Genomic DNA, 16,094 nt, shown 5'->3' on the forward strand with positions numbered 1-16,094 from the left:
TGTCGGCTACGGCCGCCACAGGGGGTGTTCGCGTTCCGCCCAGTCCTGGCTCACTTCCCCGGTCCTCAGGCCCCTCCTCGCCTCCGGGTCGCCCAGCGCCATCCCGATGTGGCCGGCCAGGACGATGCCGATGGTCAGGGCCAGCCAGTCGTGGACGAAGGTCGCGCTGGTGCGCCACTGGATGGGGGTGAGGTGGGTGAACCACATGAGGAGGCCGGTGCCGAGCATCACCAGGCTCGCGCCGGCGATCCAGGCGGCGTAGACCTTCTGGCCCGCGTTGAACTTGCCCGCGGGACGCGAGCTCCGGCGTTTGTCGCGGCGCAGGGCTGCGTGCAGCCAGACGCGGTCGTGCGGGCCGAAGCGGTTGAGGAAACCGAGGTCGGCGCGGAAGGCGCGGGAGGCCAGGCCCACGAGGACCGGGAGCGGCAGCGCGAGGCCGGCCCACTCGTGGACGCGGACCACCAGCTCGCGGCGGCCGACGAGTTCGGCGAACTGGGGGATGTACAGACACGCGGCCGTGGCCACGCAGATGCCCATCAGTGCGGCCGTCGTGCGGTGCACCCACTTCTGGGTGCGGCCGAAGCGCCGGATCCGGGCCCGGGGCGGGGCGTCAACTCGTGGGGTCATCGTCCCGCCCGTTCGATCGGCCCACCCAGGCGTCCACGTCGTAGCCCCGGTCCTCCCAGTAGCCGGGCTCCACGTCCTCGGTGACGGTGATGCCGGAGAGCCACTTGGCGGACTTGTAGAAGTACATGGGGGCCACATAGAGGCGGACCGGGCCGCCGTGGGAGTGGCCGATGTCCTTGTCCTGCATGCGCAGGGCCACCAGGACGTCAGAGCGGCGGGCCTGGTCGAGGGTGAGGCTCTCGGTGTACGCCCCGTCGAAGCAGCTGAAGCGGACGGCGCCCGCCTTGGCGGTCACTCCGGCGGCGTCCAGCAGCGCGGAGAGCCGTACGCCCTCGAAGGGCGTGTCGGGGACGCGCCAGCCGGTGACGCACTGGACGTCCTTGACCAGTCGGGTCTGGGGCATCGCCCGCAGCTCGGGCAGGGTGTACGTGCGGGGGCGGGAGACCAGACCGTCGATCTTGAGCTGGTAGTTCTCTGCGTTCTTGTGCGGCACCGACGAGGTCACCGAGTAGTAGCGGAAGCCGCCGCCGTTGGGGAGCAGGCCCGTCAGACCGGTGGGGTCCTTGTCGGCGGCGCTGCCGAGGAAGGCCTCGAGACCGCGTTGCAGGGTGGGCGCGGCGACCACGCCGAGGGCGCCCAGGCCGAGGGTGCCGAGAAAGACGCGACGGCCGATCGGCGTACCGCGCTGTTCCTCGGGCTGTTCGGAGTTCACCTCCTCATTCGAACACCCGCGATGCCTGCGGGACCAGGAATCGCGGGTGCTCGTCAGACTTCCGTAAGCACTTCTCACCGTGCTCTCAGAGTGTCAGGGCGCCTCCTCGGCGGCCTTCTCCAGCTGGAACGCCTCGTTGCCGAGCCCGATCCGCGCGTGTGCCTCGGGCCTGCGGGCCCGCATGACCAGGCCCTGTGCCAGGCCCACCAGCACGGCGAGGCCGATGATGCCGGGCAGCACCCAGCTCAGCGAGGACTCGGGGCCCGCGCCGACCAGGACGTCGAAGTCCTTCACCGTGTAGACGGCGATCACCAGCAGGGCGATCCCCGCGAGGGCCGAGGTGATCAGCCGCCACGCCTGGGCGCCGGCCGCGCCGCGGCGCACGAAGAACACGACCACGGAGGCGGAGGCGGCCGCCATCAGCAGGATCACGCCGAGGGAGCCGATGTTGCCGAACCAGGTGAACAGGTGCAGGACCGGCACGGTCGGGTCGCCCGTGGGCTTGTCGTCGGCGATCGCGAAGACGGCGATGACCAGGACGGACACGGCCGTCTGGAGGAGCGAGCCGGTGCCGGGCGCGCCGCTCGAGCTGTTCGTGCGGCCGAAGGCGGCGGGCAGCAGGCCCTCGCGGCCCATGGCGAAGGCGTAGCGGGCGACGACGTTGTGGAAGCTGAGCAGGGCCGCGAACATGCCGGTCACGAAGAGGAAGTGCAGCACGTCGGTGAAGGTGGTGCCGAGGCGGTCCTCGGTGAGGCCGAAGAGCAGTCCCGCGCTCTGCTTCTGGGCCTCGCCGACGATGGCCGAGGGTCCGGTGGCGACGGTGAGGGCCCAGCTGCTGAGCGCGAAGAACACGGCGACACCGCCGACGGCGAGGAACATCACGCGCGGGACGAGCACATGCGGGCGGCTGGTCTCCTCGGCGTAGACGGGCGCCTGCTCGAAGCCGGTGAAGGCGGCGATGCAGAAGCACAGGGCGGTGCCGACGCCGGCGCCGGTGAGGGTGTCCGGGTTGAAGGCGTGCAGGGACAGGCCCTGGGCGGCCGGGTCGGAGACGGCCGCGATGTCGAAGATGACGACCAGGGCGACCTCGATGATCAGCAGGACGCCGAGCACGCGCGCGTTGACGTCGATCTTCAGCCAGCCGAGCGTGCCGACGACCAGGGCGGCCACCAGCGCCGGTATCCACCAGGCCACCGACAGGTCGGCGTAGGTGGCGAACAGTCCGGAGACCTCGAAGCCGAAGATGCCGTAGATGCCGACCTGAAGGGCGTTGTAGGCGACCAGGGCGACGAGGGCCGCGCTCGCACCGGCGGTACCGCCGAGGCCGCGGGAGATGTAGGCGTAGAAGGCGCCCGCATTGTGGACGTGCCGGCTCATCTCGGCGTAGCCGACGCTGAACAGGACGAGGACGACACCGAGGACGACGAAGAGCAGGGGCTGGCCGACGATCCCCATCACCGCGAATGTGGTGGGCATGACACCCGCGACGACCATGAGGGGCGCTGTCGCCGCGAGGACGGAGAGCAGCAGGCCTCCGGTGCCGAGGCGGCCGGCCCGCAGCGCGCGGTCCTCCCCCTTGAACGTGCTGATGCCTGGTCTGCTCTTGCTGGAACTCTCGGTGGCCATGGGGACCGTCCTTCTGGGGTTCGGGGGTGCTACACCGTGCCGAGCGCGTGGTCGCGGGCGGCACGGAAGGCGGAGTACGGCTCCCGGTCGGGATAGGACCAGGGAGCCGGGGTGGGGCGTTCGCCGATGCGGTGGAAGAGGGCGGCGGCCTCGGCGCCGCGGCCCTCGCAGACCTTCGCGTGGGCGAGGAAGTTCAGGTCGACCAGGCGGCGGGGGTGGTCCTCGTGCTCCCACTCCAGCCACCAGTCGAAGGCGGACTTCATCACCTGCCGGGCCCGGCGGCCGGTCCAGTGCCCGGAGGCGGTGGGGTCGCGCGGCTCGTGCCCGGCGGCGGCCAGGACGCGGTAGCGCTCGGTGTGCGCGATGACCGGCAGGATCGCGAGCGGTGAGTCGGCTGGGGCCTGCTCGGCGGCCCAGTTGGCGAAGTCGTAGACCTCGTGCAGCGGGTCGGGGCCCGTCTCGGCACGGCGTTCGGCGAGCCGGGCAACCATCAGGTGGTGGGCGTGGTGGTGGTCGGCATAGCGCTGCCGGATCTCACCGAACACCGCGGCCACCTCGTCCGCCGCCCCGAGGTCGCGCTCCAGCATGAGCAGGCCGAGCCAGGGGGTCGGGTCGGCGGGCGCGAGGCGGGCCGCGGTCCGGCAGGCCTCGCGGGCTGCGGTGGGCTTTCCCTTGCCCCGCTGGACGCGCTGCACCTGGGCGAGGGCGAGCAGTACGGCGGCGTCGGCGGAGTCCGGCTCGGCCACCAGCCAGTCCCTGGCCCAGGCGTCGCTGTACGGCTCGGCCGCGAGCACCGTGACCCGGTGGCCGCGCCGGTCCCAGTCGTCACCGGTCCGGGTGAGCAGCGAGCGGGCCGCCTGCCACCGGCCCTGCGCCAACGCGGCGCGGGCGTCGACGAGTTCGGCGTCGTCGAGGGCCGCGTCGAAGGCCTGGGCGGCTCGTTTTCGACTGCGGCCGAAGGGGGGTGGGGGCGGGGACACCGTGTGGGTTTTCCTCACGGAACAGGGCGCGGGGCGAGTGGGGCGGAGGGGAGTGCCTTGACGGGTGGGACTGGTGGGGCTGTTGTGGTCCACGAGGTGCCTGGGATGGCAGGGATCGTCTGGACGGGTGGGATACGGATGGGGTGGAGAGGGAGGGCTGGACGAGTGGGGCGCAGGGGATGCCTGGGCGCATGGGGGCAGGCCGACAGCCGATGCGGGCAGGTCGGCGAGCCGATTCGCGCTGCCATCGACTGATCACGGACAGCCAACCGCCCGCCAATGGTTTGCGTCAAGGGTCACATGCGCATTACACGCGTCAACTCTCCACACTTGAGAGGAAGTTGTGGTGACGCGATGCTGGTGGGACCGGGTCAAGGCCCTATGGCTGTGGCGTACGCCATGGCGCCGTGCCTCCCCGCCCCGCACCATGACGGGAACCCCCGTCGCCGAGAAGAGCTCGGTGGCCGAGTCGACGGCCCGAATCCGGGTACTCCCAGGGGCAAGCCGGACGCTGGGACGCTACAGTCGGCGACAACCACCCCGCCACCGGCCCGACGATCGAGGTACGCAGCGTGTCGGTTCTGGTTCTGACTCTCGCCGTGAGTGCTGCCTGTTGCCTGGGCTTCGGCTTTGTGCTCCAGCAGAACGCGGCCCGTCAGGCCCCGCTGAGCGACTTCCTCTCGCCACGGCTCCTTCTCGACCTGGTGAAGGTGCCGCGCTGGCTCGGCGGCATCGGCCTGATGGTGGCGGGAATGATCCTCGGCGCGATCGCGCTGGGCCAGGGCGAGGTGTCCCTGGTCGAACCCCTCCTCGCCACGAACCTGCTGTTCGCCCTCGCCCTCTCCCGCAGGCAGACCAAGCAGCCGCTGGGCCGCCAGGGGTGGGCGGGGCTCGCGCTGCTCGCGGGCGGGGTGACCGCGTTCATCGTGGCGGGCGAGCCGCGCGGCGGCACGGCGATCACCGACCCCTTCCGGCACTGGCTGATCATCGGCGCGATGATCGGCCTCGCCCTGCTGCTCACGACCTACGCCAAGCGCTCCCGCCTCAGCGCGGGCCCGGTCCTGCTGGCCCTGGCGGCCGGCCTGCTGTACGGCGTCCAGGACGCCCTCACCCGGGTCAGCGGCCAGCGCTTCACCGAGGGCGGCCTCGCCGAGCTGCTGACCGGCTGGCAGCCTTACACCGTGCTGGCCCTCGGTGTCACCGGGCTCGTCCTGGTGCAGAGCGCGTTCGAGACCGCGCCGCTCAGGATGTCGCTGCCGGCCCTGACCGCGGCCCAGCCGCTCGCCGGGATCGTCTGCGGGGTGGGCTTCCTGGGCGACCGGCTGCGCACCGACACCGCCGCGCTGACCTGGGAGGCGGTGGGGCTCGCGGCCGTCGTCACCGGCATCGTCCTGCTGGGAATGCACCCCGCGATGCCCTGCGGAGCCGACCGCTCGGAACCTGCGCGGAACCTGCAGCCGAGCTGAGGGGCGGAGGGCTGCGAGCGGCGTGTGAGGCTGCGGGGACGGGCCCGGTTGCGGGCGTCAGCATGCTTCGCAGGGCTGCGGGGACGGCCCCGGTTGCGGGCGTCAGCATGCTTCGCAGGGCTGCGGGGACGGCCCCGGTTGCGGGCGTCAGCATGGTTCGCAGGGCTGCGGGGACGGGCCTGGATGCCGGCGTCCGGTTGGACACAGGGCTCTGCGAAGGGCTGCGGGCGCCTGCTCGGCTGCGGAGCCGTCGCTGGAGATGACCCCGCACAGCTGCCGGCCCCGCTCGACCGCAGGCCCCGGCTCGACTCCGGGCTCGACCCCGGGCTCCGCCCGGGCGCCGGTCTCCCGCTCGGGTGCGTGGTCCGGGCGACCGCCGACCCCTCTTGGCCGCGCCTCGCCGTCGCGGTGCCAGGCCGCGCTCGCACTCGGCCGCGCGCCCCGCTCGGACGCCCGCCCCGCTCGGCCGCCCGCCCCTGATTGGATGGGACGCATGAGCGCTGCTGACGAGATCCTCGACATCGTCGACGAGCACGACAACGTCGTCGCGCAGTCCCCGCGGGGCAGGGCCTACGCCGAGGGGCTGCGCCACCGTTGTGTCTTCATCCAGGCCAGGGACGCCGAGGGCCGCCTCTTCGTCCACCGTCGGACGCCGACCAAGCTGGTCTTCCCGTCCCTCTACGACATGTTCGTCGGCGGAGTGGTCGGCGCGGGTGAGTCGTACGACGACGCGGCCCTGCGCGAGGCCGAGGAGGAGCTGGGCGTGCAGGGCCTGCCCCGCCCGGAGTACCTCTTCAAGTTCCTCTACGACGACGGCGCCGGCCGAACCTGGTGGTCCGCGGTCTACGAGGTCCGCTGCGAGCTCCCGGTCAGCCCCCAGGTGGAGGAGGTCGCCTGGCACGACTTCCTGCCGGAGGACGAGGTGGAGCTACGCCTGCGCGACTGGGAGTGGGTGCCGGACGGGCTGGCGGCGTACGAACGGCTCAAGGCGCACCGGTCGACGCGCTGAGCGGCCCGGCGCCCCCAGCGTCGGCGACCGCCCCGGACACCGTCCTTGGCCGACCCGGCCGATAGGCTCGTGCGCGTGATCGATTTCGCACGGAACGTCCGCGTCTGGTTCGCCCCCGAGGAGGTCCGGCAGGAGGGCCACACCCCCGACTACCGGTTCTCGCTGGCCAACGAACGCACCTTTCTGGCCTGGCTGCGCACCGCGCTCGCACTGATCGGCGGTGGTTTCGCCGTGGACCAGTTCCTGCCGGACCTGCGCTGGGGCTGGCGGGTCGGGCTCGCGCTCGCCCTGCTCGGGGCAGGCGTGCTGTGCTCCTTGCGGGCGGTCAACCACTGGGTGCGGTGCGAGCGGGCGATGCGGCGGGGCGAGGATCTGCCGGTGTCGCGGTTCCCGGCGCTGCTGAGCCTGGTGGTCGCGGTGGTGGCCGTGGCCATGGTCGTCGTGGTGCTCGTCGGGTGGGAGGGATGAGCGAGGGCGCCGCCGTGGAGCGCGACCCGGGGCTCCAGCCCGAACGCACCCGCCTCGCCTGGCGCCGTACGACCCTCTCGGGCACCGCCTGCGCCGTCCTCGCCGTGAAGACCGCGCTGCACGGCGGCCCCTCCCCCGCGGGCCTCGTCGCCTGCACCCTGTGCTGCGCCCTCTGGCTGGGCCTCCTCCACCTCGCCCACCGCCGCATCCGCACCCTGACCGCGACCGGCACCCCCTCCGCCCTCTCCCGCGGCCACGCCACGGCGGCGGTCCTGTGCACGATGGCGCTGGCGGTGTGCGGGGCCGCGTTGGTGTTCTGAGGGGCAGCGGGCGGACGACAGCGGTTTCCGACGGCAGCCCCACGACCCGCGCGACCGGCACCCCCCACGACCCGCACGACCGGCGGCCACAGCGCCGCCTCTCCCAGCAGGCACGCATCGCCCCATCGCCGTACGGTCGCCAGTTCGCCGTACCGTCGCCACAAGCCGCTCCCCGAAGCCCGTTCCCACCCACCCCCACGCCCGCCACGCGTCCCGAATCACCCGATACGCACCCCACCCGTGGCAGCCTGTCCGACGTCATCGCCCGTCGCTTCGAAGGTGAGCACCATGACCACCCTCCACCACGAACACCCCTCCCACGCGCACACGCACGGCTCCGGCTGCGGGCACACCGAGGTGCCGCACGAGGACCACGTCGACTACGCGCACGACGGACATCTGCACCGCGAGCACGAGGGGCACTGGGACGAGTGCGAGCCCGGCGGGCACGTCGCGCACGAGGGGCACGAGCACCGGCACGGCCAGGACTGCGGACACGAGAGCGTCCTGCACGGCGACCACGTCGACTACCTCCACGACGGCCACCGGCACGCCGCCCACGAGGGCCACTGGGACGACCACTGACCTGACCGCCGGCCTGACCGAGAAGCACCGCCGACAGCTCCCCGCCGCACCGCGCGGGGAGCTGTCGGCCTATCGTGGGCCGGATCACGTTCACTGTTCCCCCTGGACGACATACCGACCAGTCGGCATGATGGTCGGCAACCGTCCACGCGTGCGTAAGGAGCCCCGATGAGCCCCGACCATCCGCCAGGCCTCGATCTGGACCGGCTGCGCGGCCTGCTCGACCGTGAGCGCCCCGGCCTGGTCCAGGGCCCCCTGACCGGCCGGCTGATCGAGGGCGGACGGTCGAACCTCACGTACGCGGTCTCGGACGGCAGCGCGCAATGGGTCGTACGACGGCCCCCGCTCGGCCATGTCCTGGCCACCGCGCACGACATGAAGCGCGAGCACCGGGTCATCAGCGCCCTGCACCCCACCGACGTGCCGGTGCCGAACCCGGTCCTGCTGTGCGAGGACGAGCAGGTGCTCGGATCGCCGTTCTACGTCATGGAGTTCGTCGAGGGAACCCCGTACCGCACCGCAGACCAGCTCGCCCCCCTCGGCCCCGAGCGCACCCGCGACGCCGTGCTGTCCCTCGTCGACACCCTCGTCGAGCTGCACGCGGTGGACCCCGCCGAGGTGGGCCTCGCGGACTTCGGCCGCCCCGAGGGCTTCCTGGACCGCCAGCTGCGCCGCTGGGGCAAGCAGCTGGACGCCTCCCGTAACCGCGACCTGGCGGGCATCGACGAGCTGCACGCGGCCCTCGGCCGCCATCTCCCGCAGTCCCCCGCGGCGACGGTCGTGCACGGCGACTACCGGCTCGACAACGTCCTGATGGGCGACGACGACCGGATCAAGGCGATCCTCGACTGGGAGATGTCGACCCTCGGCGACCCGCTCACCGACCTCGGCCTGCTGGTGATGTACAGCCTGCCGCTGGGCACGCCCGACTCCCCCGTCTCCACGACCGCCGAGGCCCCGGGCCACCCGGATCCGGCCGAACTGGTCGCGCGGTACGCCGAGCGTTCGGGGCGGGACGTGACGGCGGTGTCCTGGTACACGGCGTTCGCGTGGTTCAAGCTCGCCGTGATCCTGGAGGGCATCCACTACCGCTACACCCTGGGCCAGACGGTGGGCCGCGGCTTCGACCGCATCGGCGACCTGGTCCCGGTCTTCATCCAGCACGGTCTGACCACGCTTCACGACGGCATCCAGGAAGGCTGATCCGCATGGACTTCGCGTTCGACGCACGCACCGAGGAGCTGCGCGCCAAGCTGCTCGCCTTCATGGACGAGTACGTCTACCCCGCCGAGGCCGTCGCGGAGGAGCAGCGCGCCCTGCTGGCCTCCCCGTGGGACACCCCGGCGGTGGTGGAGGAGCTGAAGGCGGAGGCGCGCAGGCAGGGCCTGTGGAACCTCTTCCTGCCCGACGCCGAGTACGGCGCGGGACTCACCAACCTCCAGTACGCGCCCCTCGCCGAGATCACCGGCCGCTCCCCGCAGCTCGCGCCCACCGCGCTGAACTGTGCCGCGCCGGACACCGGCAACATGGAGGTGCTGAGCCAGTTCGGCGACGAGCGGCAGAAGAAGCAGTGGCTGGAGCCGCTGCTCGCCGGTGAGATCCGCTCGGCGTTCGCGATGACCGAGCCGGAGGTGGCCTCCGCCGACGCCACCAACATCACCACGTACATCGAGCGCGACGGCGACGACTACGTCGTCACGGGCCGCAAGTGGTACATCTCCGGGGCGATGAACCCGGACTGCAAGATCTTCATCGTGATGGGCAAGACCGACCCGGACGGGGCGGACATCCGCCGCCAGCAGTCCATGATCCTGGTCCCCCGCGACACCCCGGGCGTCACCGTCAAGCGCGCGATGCAGGTCTTCGGCTACGAGGACCACTACCACGGCGGCCACGCCGAGGTGATCTTCGACCACGCGCGCGTGCCGGCCTCCAACCTGATCGGCGAGGAGGGCGGCGGCTTCGCCATCGCGCAGGCCCGCCTGGGCCCCGGCCGGATCCACCACTGCATGCGCCTCATCGGCATGGCCGAGCGGGCGATCGAGCTGATGTGCAGGCGGGCCGTGTCCCGTACGGCCTTCGGCAAGGCGCTGGCCCAGCAGGGGGTGGTCCACAACTGGATCGCCGACGCGCGCGTGACCGTGGAACAGCTGCGCCTGCTGGTCCTGAAGACGGCCTGGCTGATGGACACGGTCGGCAACCGGGGCGCCCACACCGAGATCCAGTCGATCAAGATCGCCACGCCCCGCGCGGTCGTCGACATCATCGACCGTGCCATCCAGTTGCACGGCGCGGGCGGAGTGAGCCAGGACTTCCCCCTGGCCGAGCTCTACGCCGGCGCCCGCACCCTGATGATCGCGGACGGCCCGGACGAGGTGCACCAGCGGTCGCTGGCCCGGCGGGAGCTGAAGAAGTACCTGTAGCGGACCGCTAGGGCCGCAGGGACCGCAGGAGGAGGTCGGCCAGGTGGTCGGCCACCTCCTGGGGGCTCATCGGGCCGTCCGGGCGGTACCAGGTCGACAGGTGGTGGACGGAGCCGAAGTGGTAGTCCACGACGAGGTCGGCCGGGGTCGCCGTCGAGAAGACGCCCGCTTCCTGGCCCTCCTCGATGAGCGCGCGGAAGCGCTCGTGGTACTTGCGCCGCTCGGCCCTGACCTGCTTGTTCTTCTCGGGGCTCAGGTGGTGCATCGAGCGGAAGAAGATCATCGCGTCGTCGAGGTTCTCGATCGTGGTGACCACGACGTCGGCGGCCGCCGCCCGCAGCCGCTTCTCGATCGGCTCGTCGGCGTTCGCGAGCGCGTCCAGGCGCTCCTGCTGGACGCGCAGCACGCGCGCGTACACCTCGTGCAGGAGGTCGTCCTTGGAACCGAAGTAGTGGTACAGCGCCCCCTTGGTGACGCCGGCCGCCTCGACGATCTCCTGCACGGAGGTGCGGTCGTAGCCCTGCTCGGCGAAGAGCCGGGTGGCGGCGGCCAGCAGCCGCTGCGGGACGGGCGTACCGTCTCCGTCCGTCGTCCTGGGCACTGTGCCGCCACCTGCCTTCCGAGAGGTCATTCGCTGTTGTGCGGTCGGGAACGCAGTTCCCGACGGAGGATCTTCCCACTTGCCGTCTTCGGCAACTCGGGCAGGATCTCCACGTGCCGCGGGTATTTGTAGGCGGCCAGTCTCTCCTTGCAGAACGCGGCGAGCGCACCGGGGTCGGTTTCGGCACCCGGACGGAGGCTGATGTACGCCTTGACAGTCTCCCCGCGGTACCCGTCGGGCACCCCGACGACGGCCGCCTCGCGCACCGCAGGATGCGTGTACAGCACGTCCTCGACCTCGCGCGGCCACACCTTGAAGCCGGACGCGTTGATCATGTCCTTCTTGCGGTCGACGACGTACAGCCAGCCCTGCGGGTCCATGAAGCCGATGTCACCCGTGCGCAGTTCGCCGCCCGGGAAGGTCTCGGCGGTCGCGTCGGGACGGCGCCAGTAGCCGGGCACCACCTGGGGGCCGCGCACGACGATCTCGCCCTGCTCGCCGAAGGGCACCTCGGCACCGCTGTCGTCGACGATCCGTACGACCGTGTCGGGCCCCGGCACCCCCACGGCCAGCGTCCCCGACACCGGGTCGACCGGCGCCTCCCGCTCCGGCGGCACGGAGGCGCAGGGCGCGGAGCACTCGGTCAGTCCGTAGCCGTTGCGGATGTACGGCCCGAAGCCGGCCCGGAACTTCTCCACCAGGGCGGGCGGCAGCGGGGCCCCGCCCGAGGAGATGTTGACGAAGGACGAGAAGTGCTCGCGGGTGACGTCCGGGTGGGCGGCCAGCGCCATGAACGCGGTCGACGGGCCGACGGTGTAGTGCGGCCGGTGCTCGGCGAACGCCTCCAGGACCACGCCCGCCTCGAAGCGGTACGCCAGCACCAGCGTGCCGACGCTGTTCAGACACGCCCCGAGCTGGCAGACCATCCCGGTGATGTGGAACAGCGGCGCGAGCGCGAAGTAGACGGGCGCGTCGGGAAGGCCGAGCCCGGTCCGCTGCCGCTCGGCGTTGTACATGAGGTTGCCGTGCGTGTTGGTGGCGCCCTTGGGTGTGCCGCTGGTGCCGGAGGTGTAGCTGATCAGCGCGATGTCGGAGGGCGTGACGTCCCGGCCCTCGGGCGCCTTGTGCCCGGCCCGCGCGACCGCGACGAGGTCGTCGGTGTCCTCGGCCCGCGGCAGCCGCTCGAAGGTGAGCACGCGCGCGTCCCCGCGGGTCTGGAAGTCCAGCTCGCAGCCGGTGAGCACGATCCGCACCGGCGAGTCCGCCGCCGTCTCGCGCAGATACGACTCCCAGGCGCGGTCGGAGCAGATCAGCGCGGCCACCTCGCCGTCCCGCAGGACATGGCCGACCTCCCCCGACTTGTACATGGGGTTGACGGGCACGACGACCGCGCCCGCCTTCCAGGCACCGAGCAGCGCGAGGACGAACAGCGGGGAGTTCTGGAGCAGGATCGCCACCCGGTCCCCGCGCTGCAGACCGCGAGTGGCGAGGTGCCCGGCGACCGAGTCGCTGAGCTCGTCGACCTCGCGGTAGCCGAGCCGCCCGTCGAAGTAGGCGAGGAAGGGCCGCTCCGGCGCCTCGGAGACGGCCCGCCGCAGGGCGTGCACGAGGGAGTCGTCGGGCTCGACGGGACCGCGCTGGGCCTCGCTGAGCAGGCTCAACCAGGGCTTGGCCGCGTAACGGGACTCGGTCATCGGACCTCCTCCCACTTGCGCTGGAGGTGGTTCATGCCGGCCAGCCAGCGATCGGGTTCGGCGGCCCGGGTCCGGTAGTACTCGGCGACCTCCGGGTGCGGAAGGATCAGGAACCGGTCCTCCTCGATCCCCCGGAAGAGGGCCTCGGCCACGTCCTCCGGCTCGACGGCGGTCGGCTTGAGCACCAGGTCCCCCGCGGTCCCGGTGGCCGCGAGCATGTCGGTGCGCACCCCCTGCGGGCAGATCGCGTGCACCTTGATCCCGCGGTGGCGGTACGTCAGCGACAGGTACTCGGCGAAGGCGTACGCCCCGTGCTTGGTGACGGCGTAGGGGGCGGCCCCGATCATGGTCAGCAGCCCGGCGGCGGAGACGGTGGACACGAACCGCCCGCTCCCCCGCTCCAGCCATTCGGGAAGCAGCGCGTGGGCGGCCCGTACATGGGCCATGACGTTGACGTCCCAGGAGGTGGCCCAGCCGGTCTCGTCGAGCGGCTCGTCGGCGTTCCCGCTCCCGATGGCGACCCCGGCGTTGGCGCAGTAGACGTCGACGACGCCGTTCAGGGCGTCACGGGCCTCGGAGACGACGGCCGAGGCGTCCCCGGCCATGGCGATCCCCCCGACCTCCTCGGCGACGGCCTTGGCCCGCCCGGCGTCGAGGTCGTTGACGACGACCCGGGCCCCTTCCGCAGCGAACCGCCGCGCGAGCGCGGCCCCGATGCCGCCTCCCGCTCCGGTCACAACCACTCCGGCGTCCTGCAGGGCTTCCACCATCGGTCTCCTTCGACTGCGGCTCGACTGCGGGCCCAGACTAACCGGTCGGTATGTTCAAAGAAAGGGTGAGGGGGACCTCCCCAGGGGCGCGGACTCCATCGATGTGCGACTCCGCCGCGTGGGCGCGACAGGCCACGTACTGCGCGCACCCTCCCCACAGCCCGCAGGAGCACCTACCGTGCACCTCATGCGCCTATCCAGACGGACCCTGCTGGCAGCGGCAACGGCAACGGCGTCACTCACCTCCGCACCCCCCACCCAAGCAGCCCACCCGCGCAGACGTACCGGTTTCGAGAACCTGGTTGCGAGCGGCTACGAACAACTGCAGGGTCAGCGCGTCGGCGTCGTCACCAACCCCACCGGCGTCACCCGCGACGTCCGGCACATCGTCGACGTGATGCACGCCGACGAGAGGGTGAATCTCACCGCCGTCTTCGGCCCCGAGCACGGCTTCCGGGGCACCGCGCAAGCGGGAGGCTCCGAGGGCCGCTACGACGACCCCGCGACCGGACTCCCCGTCTACGACACCTATCTGAAGAGCGGGCGGCCCCTCGCCGACATCTTCACCGCCTCCGCCGTGGACACGGTCGTCTTCGACATCCAGGACGTCGGCGCCCGCTTCTACACCTACATCTGGACCCTGTACGACTGCATGGAGGCGGCCCAGCTGGCCGGCAAGCGCTTCGTCGTCCTGGACCGCCCGAACCCGGTCACCGGTCGCACGGCACGGGGCCCGGTCCTGCACCGGGAGTTCGCGACCTTCGTGGGCAGACAGCCCATCTCCCAGGCGCACGGCATGACCGTCGCGGAGCTGGCCCGGCTCTTCAACGGCGAGTTCCTCACCACCCCCGTCCCGCTGGACACGGTCCTGATGACGGGCTGGCGGCGCTCGGAGTTCTACGACGCCTGGGACCTGCCCTGGGTCCCGCCGAGCCCGAACATGCCGACCCCCGACACGGCCCTGGTGTACTCCGGCACCTGTCTCTTCGAGGGCACGAACCTCTCCGAGGGCCGCGGCACCACCCGCCCCTTCGAACTCCTCGGCGCCGAGGGGCTGGACGGCCGCTGGGCCGCCGCCGCGAACGAACTCGGCCTGCCCGGTGCGCACTTCAGGGAGGCGTACTTCGCCCCCACGTTCTCCAAGTTCCAGGGGAAGACGATCGGCGGGATGCAGATCCACGTCCACGACAAGGCCGCGTACGACCCCGTCCGCACCGGAGTCGCCCTGCTCGTGACCGCCAGGAACGTCTGGTCCGGGTTCGCCTGGCGCCCCGACAACTGGATCGACAAGCTCACCGGCTCCGCCCTGGTCCGCACGATGATCGACGCCGGCGCGGACACCGACGAGGTCGTGGCGGGCTGGCGCGAGGAGCTGAGCGCTTTCCGGCGGATTCGAAAGAATTACCTCCTCTACGGATGAGCCGCGAAGTATGGCCAACTTCGCCCGGCAGCAGGACGATACGCACCACTACGGGGGACGAGGTGGTGCGTGATGGCGGATCCGGCGATGAGCGTGACGCCGTACTGGGAGCTGACCTTCGACGCCGACGGTGACCCGCACACCGGTCGGCGGGACCGGCTGCTCGCGGAGGTCGTGGACCGGGGCGTCGAGGACCTGATCGTCTTCTCGCACGGCTGGAACAGCGACCGCTCGGGGGCGACCCGCCTCTGCAGCAGCTTCTTCGCCCCGTTCCCGGAGCTCGCACCGGCCGCGAGACTCGGGTACGTGGGGGTCGTATGGCCGTCGATGCGGTTCTCCGACGAGCCGATCCCGGACTTCCCGCGGGCGGTGGCCGCCGAGCTGCCGCCGCGTCCGGTGCTCGACAAGGACACCCGGCACGCGCTGCTCGAGACCTTCCCGGGCAGGGCCACCGTGATCGACCAGTTGGCCCGGCTGCTGGACCAGCAGCCGCGCGAGGACGCCGAGTTGGAGGAGTTCGGGCGGCTGGTGCGGATGCTGGTGGAGGTCGTGCCGCCGGGGCCGCAGGCGTTGTTCGCTGCGGACACCCTGGCGGAGGGCGTGCCGCAGGACGAGCCGGAGATCCTCGCCGGGTCGGCGGCGGCGGTGTGCGAGGAGTTCGCGCAGGCCCTCGCCGATCTCGAATCCCCGGACGGAGTACAGGGGTTCTCGATTCCCAACCCGTGGGACGGCGCGCACGAACTGCTGCGGCAGGGCACGTACTACGCGATGAAGCGGCGCGCCGGCACGGTCGGCGAGCGGGGGCTCGGCCGGGTGGTCGGGCAGCTCGCCGCCGCGGCGCCCGGGGTGCGGGTGCATCTCGTGGGACACAGCTTCGGCGGGCGGCTGGTGTCGTTCGCGCTGCGCGGCCTGCCGGAGGGGGTGCGGACGGTCAAGTCCGTCACACTGCTCCAAGGGGCCTTCTCGCACTACGCGTTCACCACCCGGCTCCCGCACGACCCGCGCGCGGGAGGTGTGCTGCAGGGGCAGCAGAACCGGGTGGACGGGCCGCTGGTGTGCTGTCACTCCAGCCATGACTCGGCGCTCGGCACCCTGTACCCGCTGGCCTCGCGCATGGCGGGGGACGCGAGGGGTGTCGCGGCCTTCGACATCGGCCGGACGCTGGGCCCCAAGTGGGGTGCCATGGGGCACGACGGGGTGCAGGCCGTGCCGGGCACGGTGTCCCTGAAGCTCGCCGAGGCTCTCAGGAAGCTGCCGGTGAAGGGCTGCGTGAACGTCGACACGGCGGCCGTCGTCAGACGCGGTGGACCGCCCTCGGGCGCGCACAGCGACATCTGCCACCGCGAGCTGGCCCAACTGGTGCTGACGGCGGGCCGCATCCGCTGACCCGCCG

At 71.9% G+C, this 16,094-nt stretch carries 16 protein-coding genes; 9 read left to right on the plus strand and 7 right to left on the minus strand.

Annotated elements, in window-relative coordinates:
* Positions 1-6 precede the first annotated feature (6 nt).
* From IOD14_RS31115 to IOD14_RS31130, 4 genes are all read right to left on the minus strand, one after another.
* Positions 7-627 (minus strand): cytochrome b/b6 domain-containing protein, encoded by a 621-nt coding sequence (locus tag IOD14_RS31115; protein WP_123988129.1) that lies wholly within the window; start codon positions 625-627, stop codon positions 7-9.
* Positions 611-1,339 (minus strand): molybdopterin-dependent oxidoreductase, encoded by a 729-nt coding sequence (locus IOD14_RS31120; RefSeq protein ID WP_123988130.1) that lies wholly within the window; start codon positions 1,337-1,339, stop codon positions 611-613. Before IOD14_RS31120 ends, IOD14_RS31115 begins: the two co-directional genes overlap by 17 nt.
* Before the next feature lie 93 nt (positions 1,340-1,432).
* Positions 1,433-2,965, minus strand: coding sequence for an APC family permease (locus IOD14_RS31125; RefSeq protein ID WP_123988131.1), 1,533 nt, complete (start codon positions 2,963-2,965; stop codon positions 1,433-1,435).
* 29 nt (positions 2,966-2,994) lie between these two features.
* Positions 2,995-3,945, minus strand: a complete 951-nt coding sequence (locus tag IOD14_RS31130; RefSeq protein ID WP_174269078.1) for a hypothetical protein — start codon at positions 3,943-3,945, stop codon at positions 2,995-2,997.
* A 572-nt stretch (positions 3,946-4,517) separates the two neighbouring features.
* On the opposite strand from IOD14_RS31130, the gene IOD14_RS31135 reads away from it, so the two are divergent.
* From IOD14_RS31135 to IOD14_RS31165, 7 genes are all read left to right on the plus strand, one after another.
* A complete protein-coding gene (locus IOD14_RS31135) occupies positions 4,518-5,411 on the plus strand; it encodes a DMT family transporter (RefSeq protein WP_123988133.1) in 894 nt (297 codons plus the stop codon).
* Positions 5,412-5,904: 493 nt separating this feature from the next.
* Positions 5,905-6,420 carry an NUDIX domain-containing protein gene (locus IOD14_RS31140; protein WP_123988134.1) on the plus strand — a complete coding sequence of 172 codons (516 nt, stop codon included), beginning with the start codon at positions 5,905-5,907 and terminating at the stop codon, positions 6,418-6,420.
* A 75-nt stretch (positions 6,421-6,495) separates the two neighbouring features.
* On the plus strand, positions 6,496-6,888 hold the full coding sequence (locus IOD14_RS31145) for a DUF202 domain-containing protein (protein WP_123988135.1): 393 nt from the start codon (positions 6,496-6,498) through the stop codon (positions 6,886-6,888).
* The gene (locus IOD14_RS31150; protein WP_123988136.1) at positions 6,885-7,208 is read left to right on the plus strand and encodes a DUF202 domain-containing protein; all 324 of its coding nucleotides are present in this window, start codon (positions 6,885-6,887) and stop codon (positions 7,206-7,208) included. Before IOD14_RS31145 ends, IOD14_RS31150 begins: the two co-directional genes overlap by 4 nt.
* A gap of 288 nt (positions 7,209-7,496) precedes the next feature.
* Positions 7,497-7,793, plus strand: coding sequence for a hypothetical protein (locus IOD14_RS31155; protein ID WP_123988137.1), 297 nt, complete (start codon positions 7,497-7,499; stop codon positions 7,791-7,793).
* Between the two features lie 168 nt (positions 7,794-7,961).
* A complete protein-coding gene (locus tag IOD14_RS31160; protein ID WP_212672112.1) occupies positions 7,962-8,996 on the plus strand; it encodes a phosphotransferase family protein in 1,035 nt (344 codons plus the stop codon).
* A 5-nt stretch (positions 8,997-9,001) separates the two neighbouring features.
* Positions 9,002-10,216 carry an acyl-CoA dehydrogenase gene (locus IOD14_RS31165; RefSeq protein ID WP_123988139.1) on the plus strand — a complete coding sequence of 405 codons (1,215 nt, stop codon included), beginning with the start codon at positions 9,002-9,004 and terminating at the stop codon, positions 10,214-10,216.
* Between the two features lie 7 nt (positions 10,217-10,223).
* Here the strand turns inward: IOD14_RS31165 and IOD14_RS31170 are convergent, their stop codons facing one another.
* From IOD14_RS31170 to IOD14_RS31180, 3 genes are read right to left on the minus strand one after another with little or no spacing between them, the layout of a single operon-like run.
* On the minus strand, positions 10,224-10,817 hold the full coding sequence (locus IOD14_RS31170; RefSeq protein WP_123988140.1) for a TetR/AcrR family transcriptional regulator: 594 nt from the start codon (positions 10,815-10,817) through the stop codon (positions 10,224-10,226).
* 26 nt (positions 10,818-10,843) lie between these two features.
* Positions 10,844-12,511 (minus strand): AMP-binding protein, encoded by a 1,668-nt coding sequence (locus IOD14_RS31175; RefSeq protein ID WP_212672113.1) that lies wholly within the window; start codon positions 12,509-12,511, stop codon positions 10,844-10,846.
* Positions 12,508-13,281 (minus strand): SDR family oxidoreductase, encoded by a 774-nt coding sequence (locus IOD14_RS31180; RefSeq protein WP_123988142.1) that lies wholly within the window; start codon positions 13,279-13,281, stop codon positions 12,508-12,510. Before IOD14_RS31180 ends, IOD14_RS31175 begins: the two co-directional genes overlap by 4 nt.
* A 187-nt stretch (positions 13,282-13,468) precedes the next feature.
* Here IOD14_RS31180 and IOD14_RS31185 point away from each other — a divergent pair, with 187 nt between their 5' ends.
* Together IOD14_RS31185 and IOD14_RS31190 are read left to right on the plus strand one after the other, a co-directional pair.
* On the plus strand, positions 13,469-14,701 hold the full coding sequence (locus tag IOD14_RS31185) for a DUF1343 domain-containing protein (RefSeq protein WP_212672114.1): 1,233 nt from the start codon (positions 13,469-13,471) through the stop codon (positions 14,699-14,701).
* Between the two features lie 72 nt (positions 14,702-14,773).
* On the plus strand, positions 14,774-16,087 hold the full coding sequence (locus IOD14_RS31190; RefSeq protein ID WP_212672115.1) for a serine-threonine protein kinase: 1,314 nt from the start codon (positions 14,774-14,776) through the stop codon (positions 16,085-16,087).
* Positions 16,088-16,094 lie beyond the last annotated feature (7 nt).

The sequence above is a fragment of the Streptomyces sp. A2-16 genome (assembly GCF_018128905.1).
GTDB lineage: Bacteria > Actinomycetota > Actinomycetes > Streptomycetales > Streptomycetaceae > Streptomyces.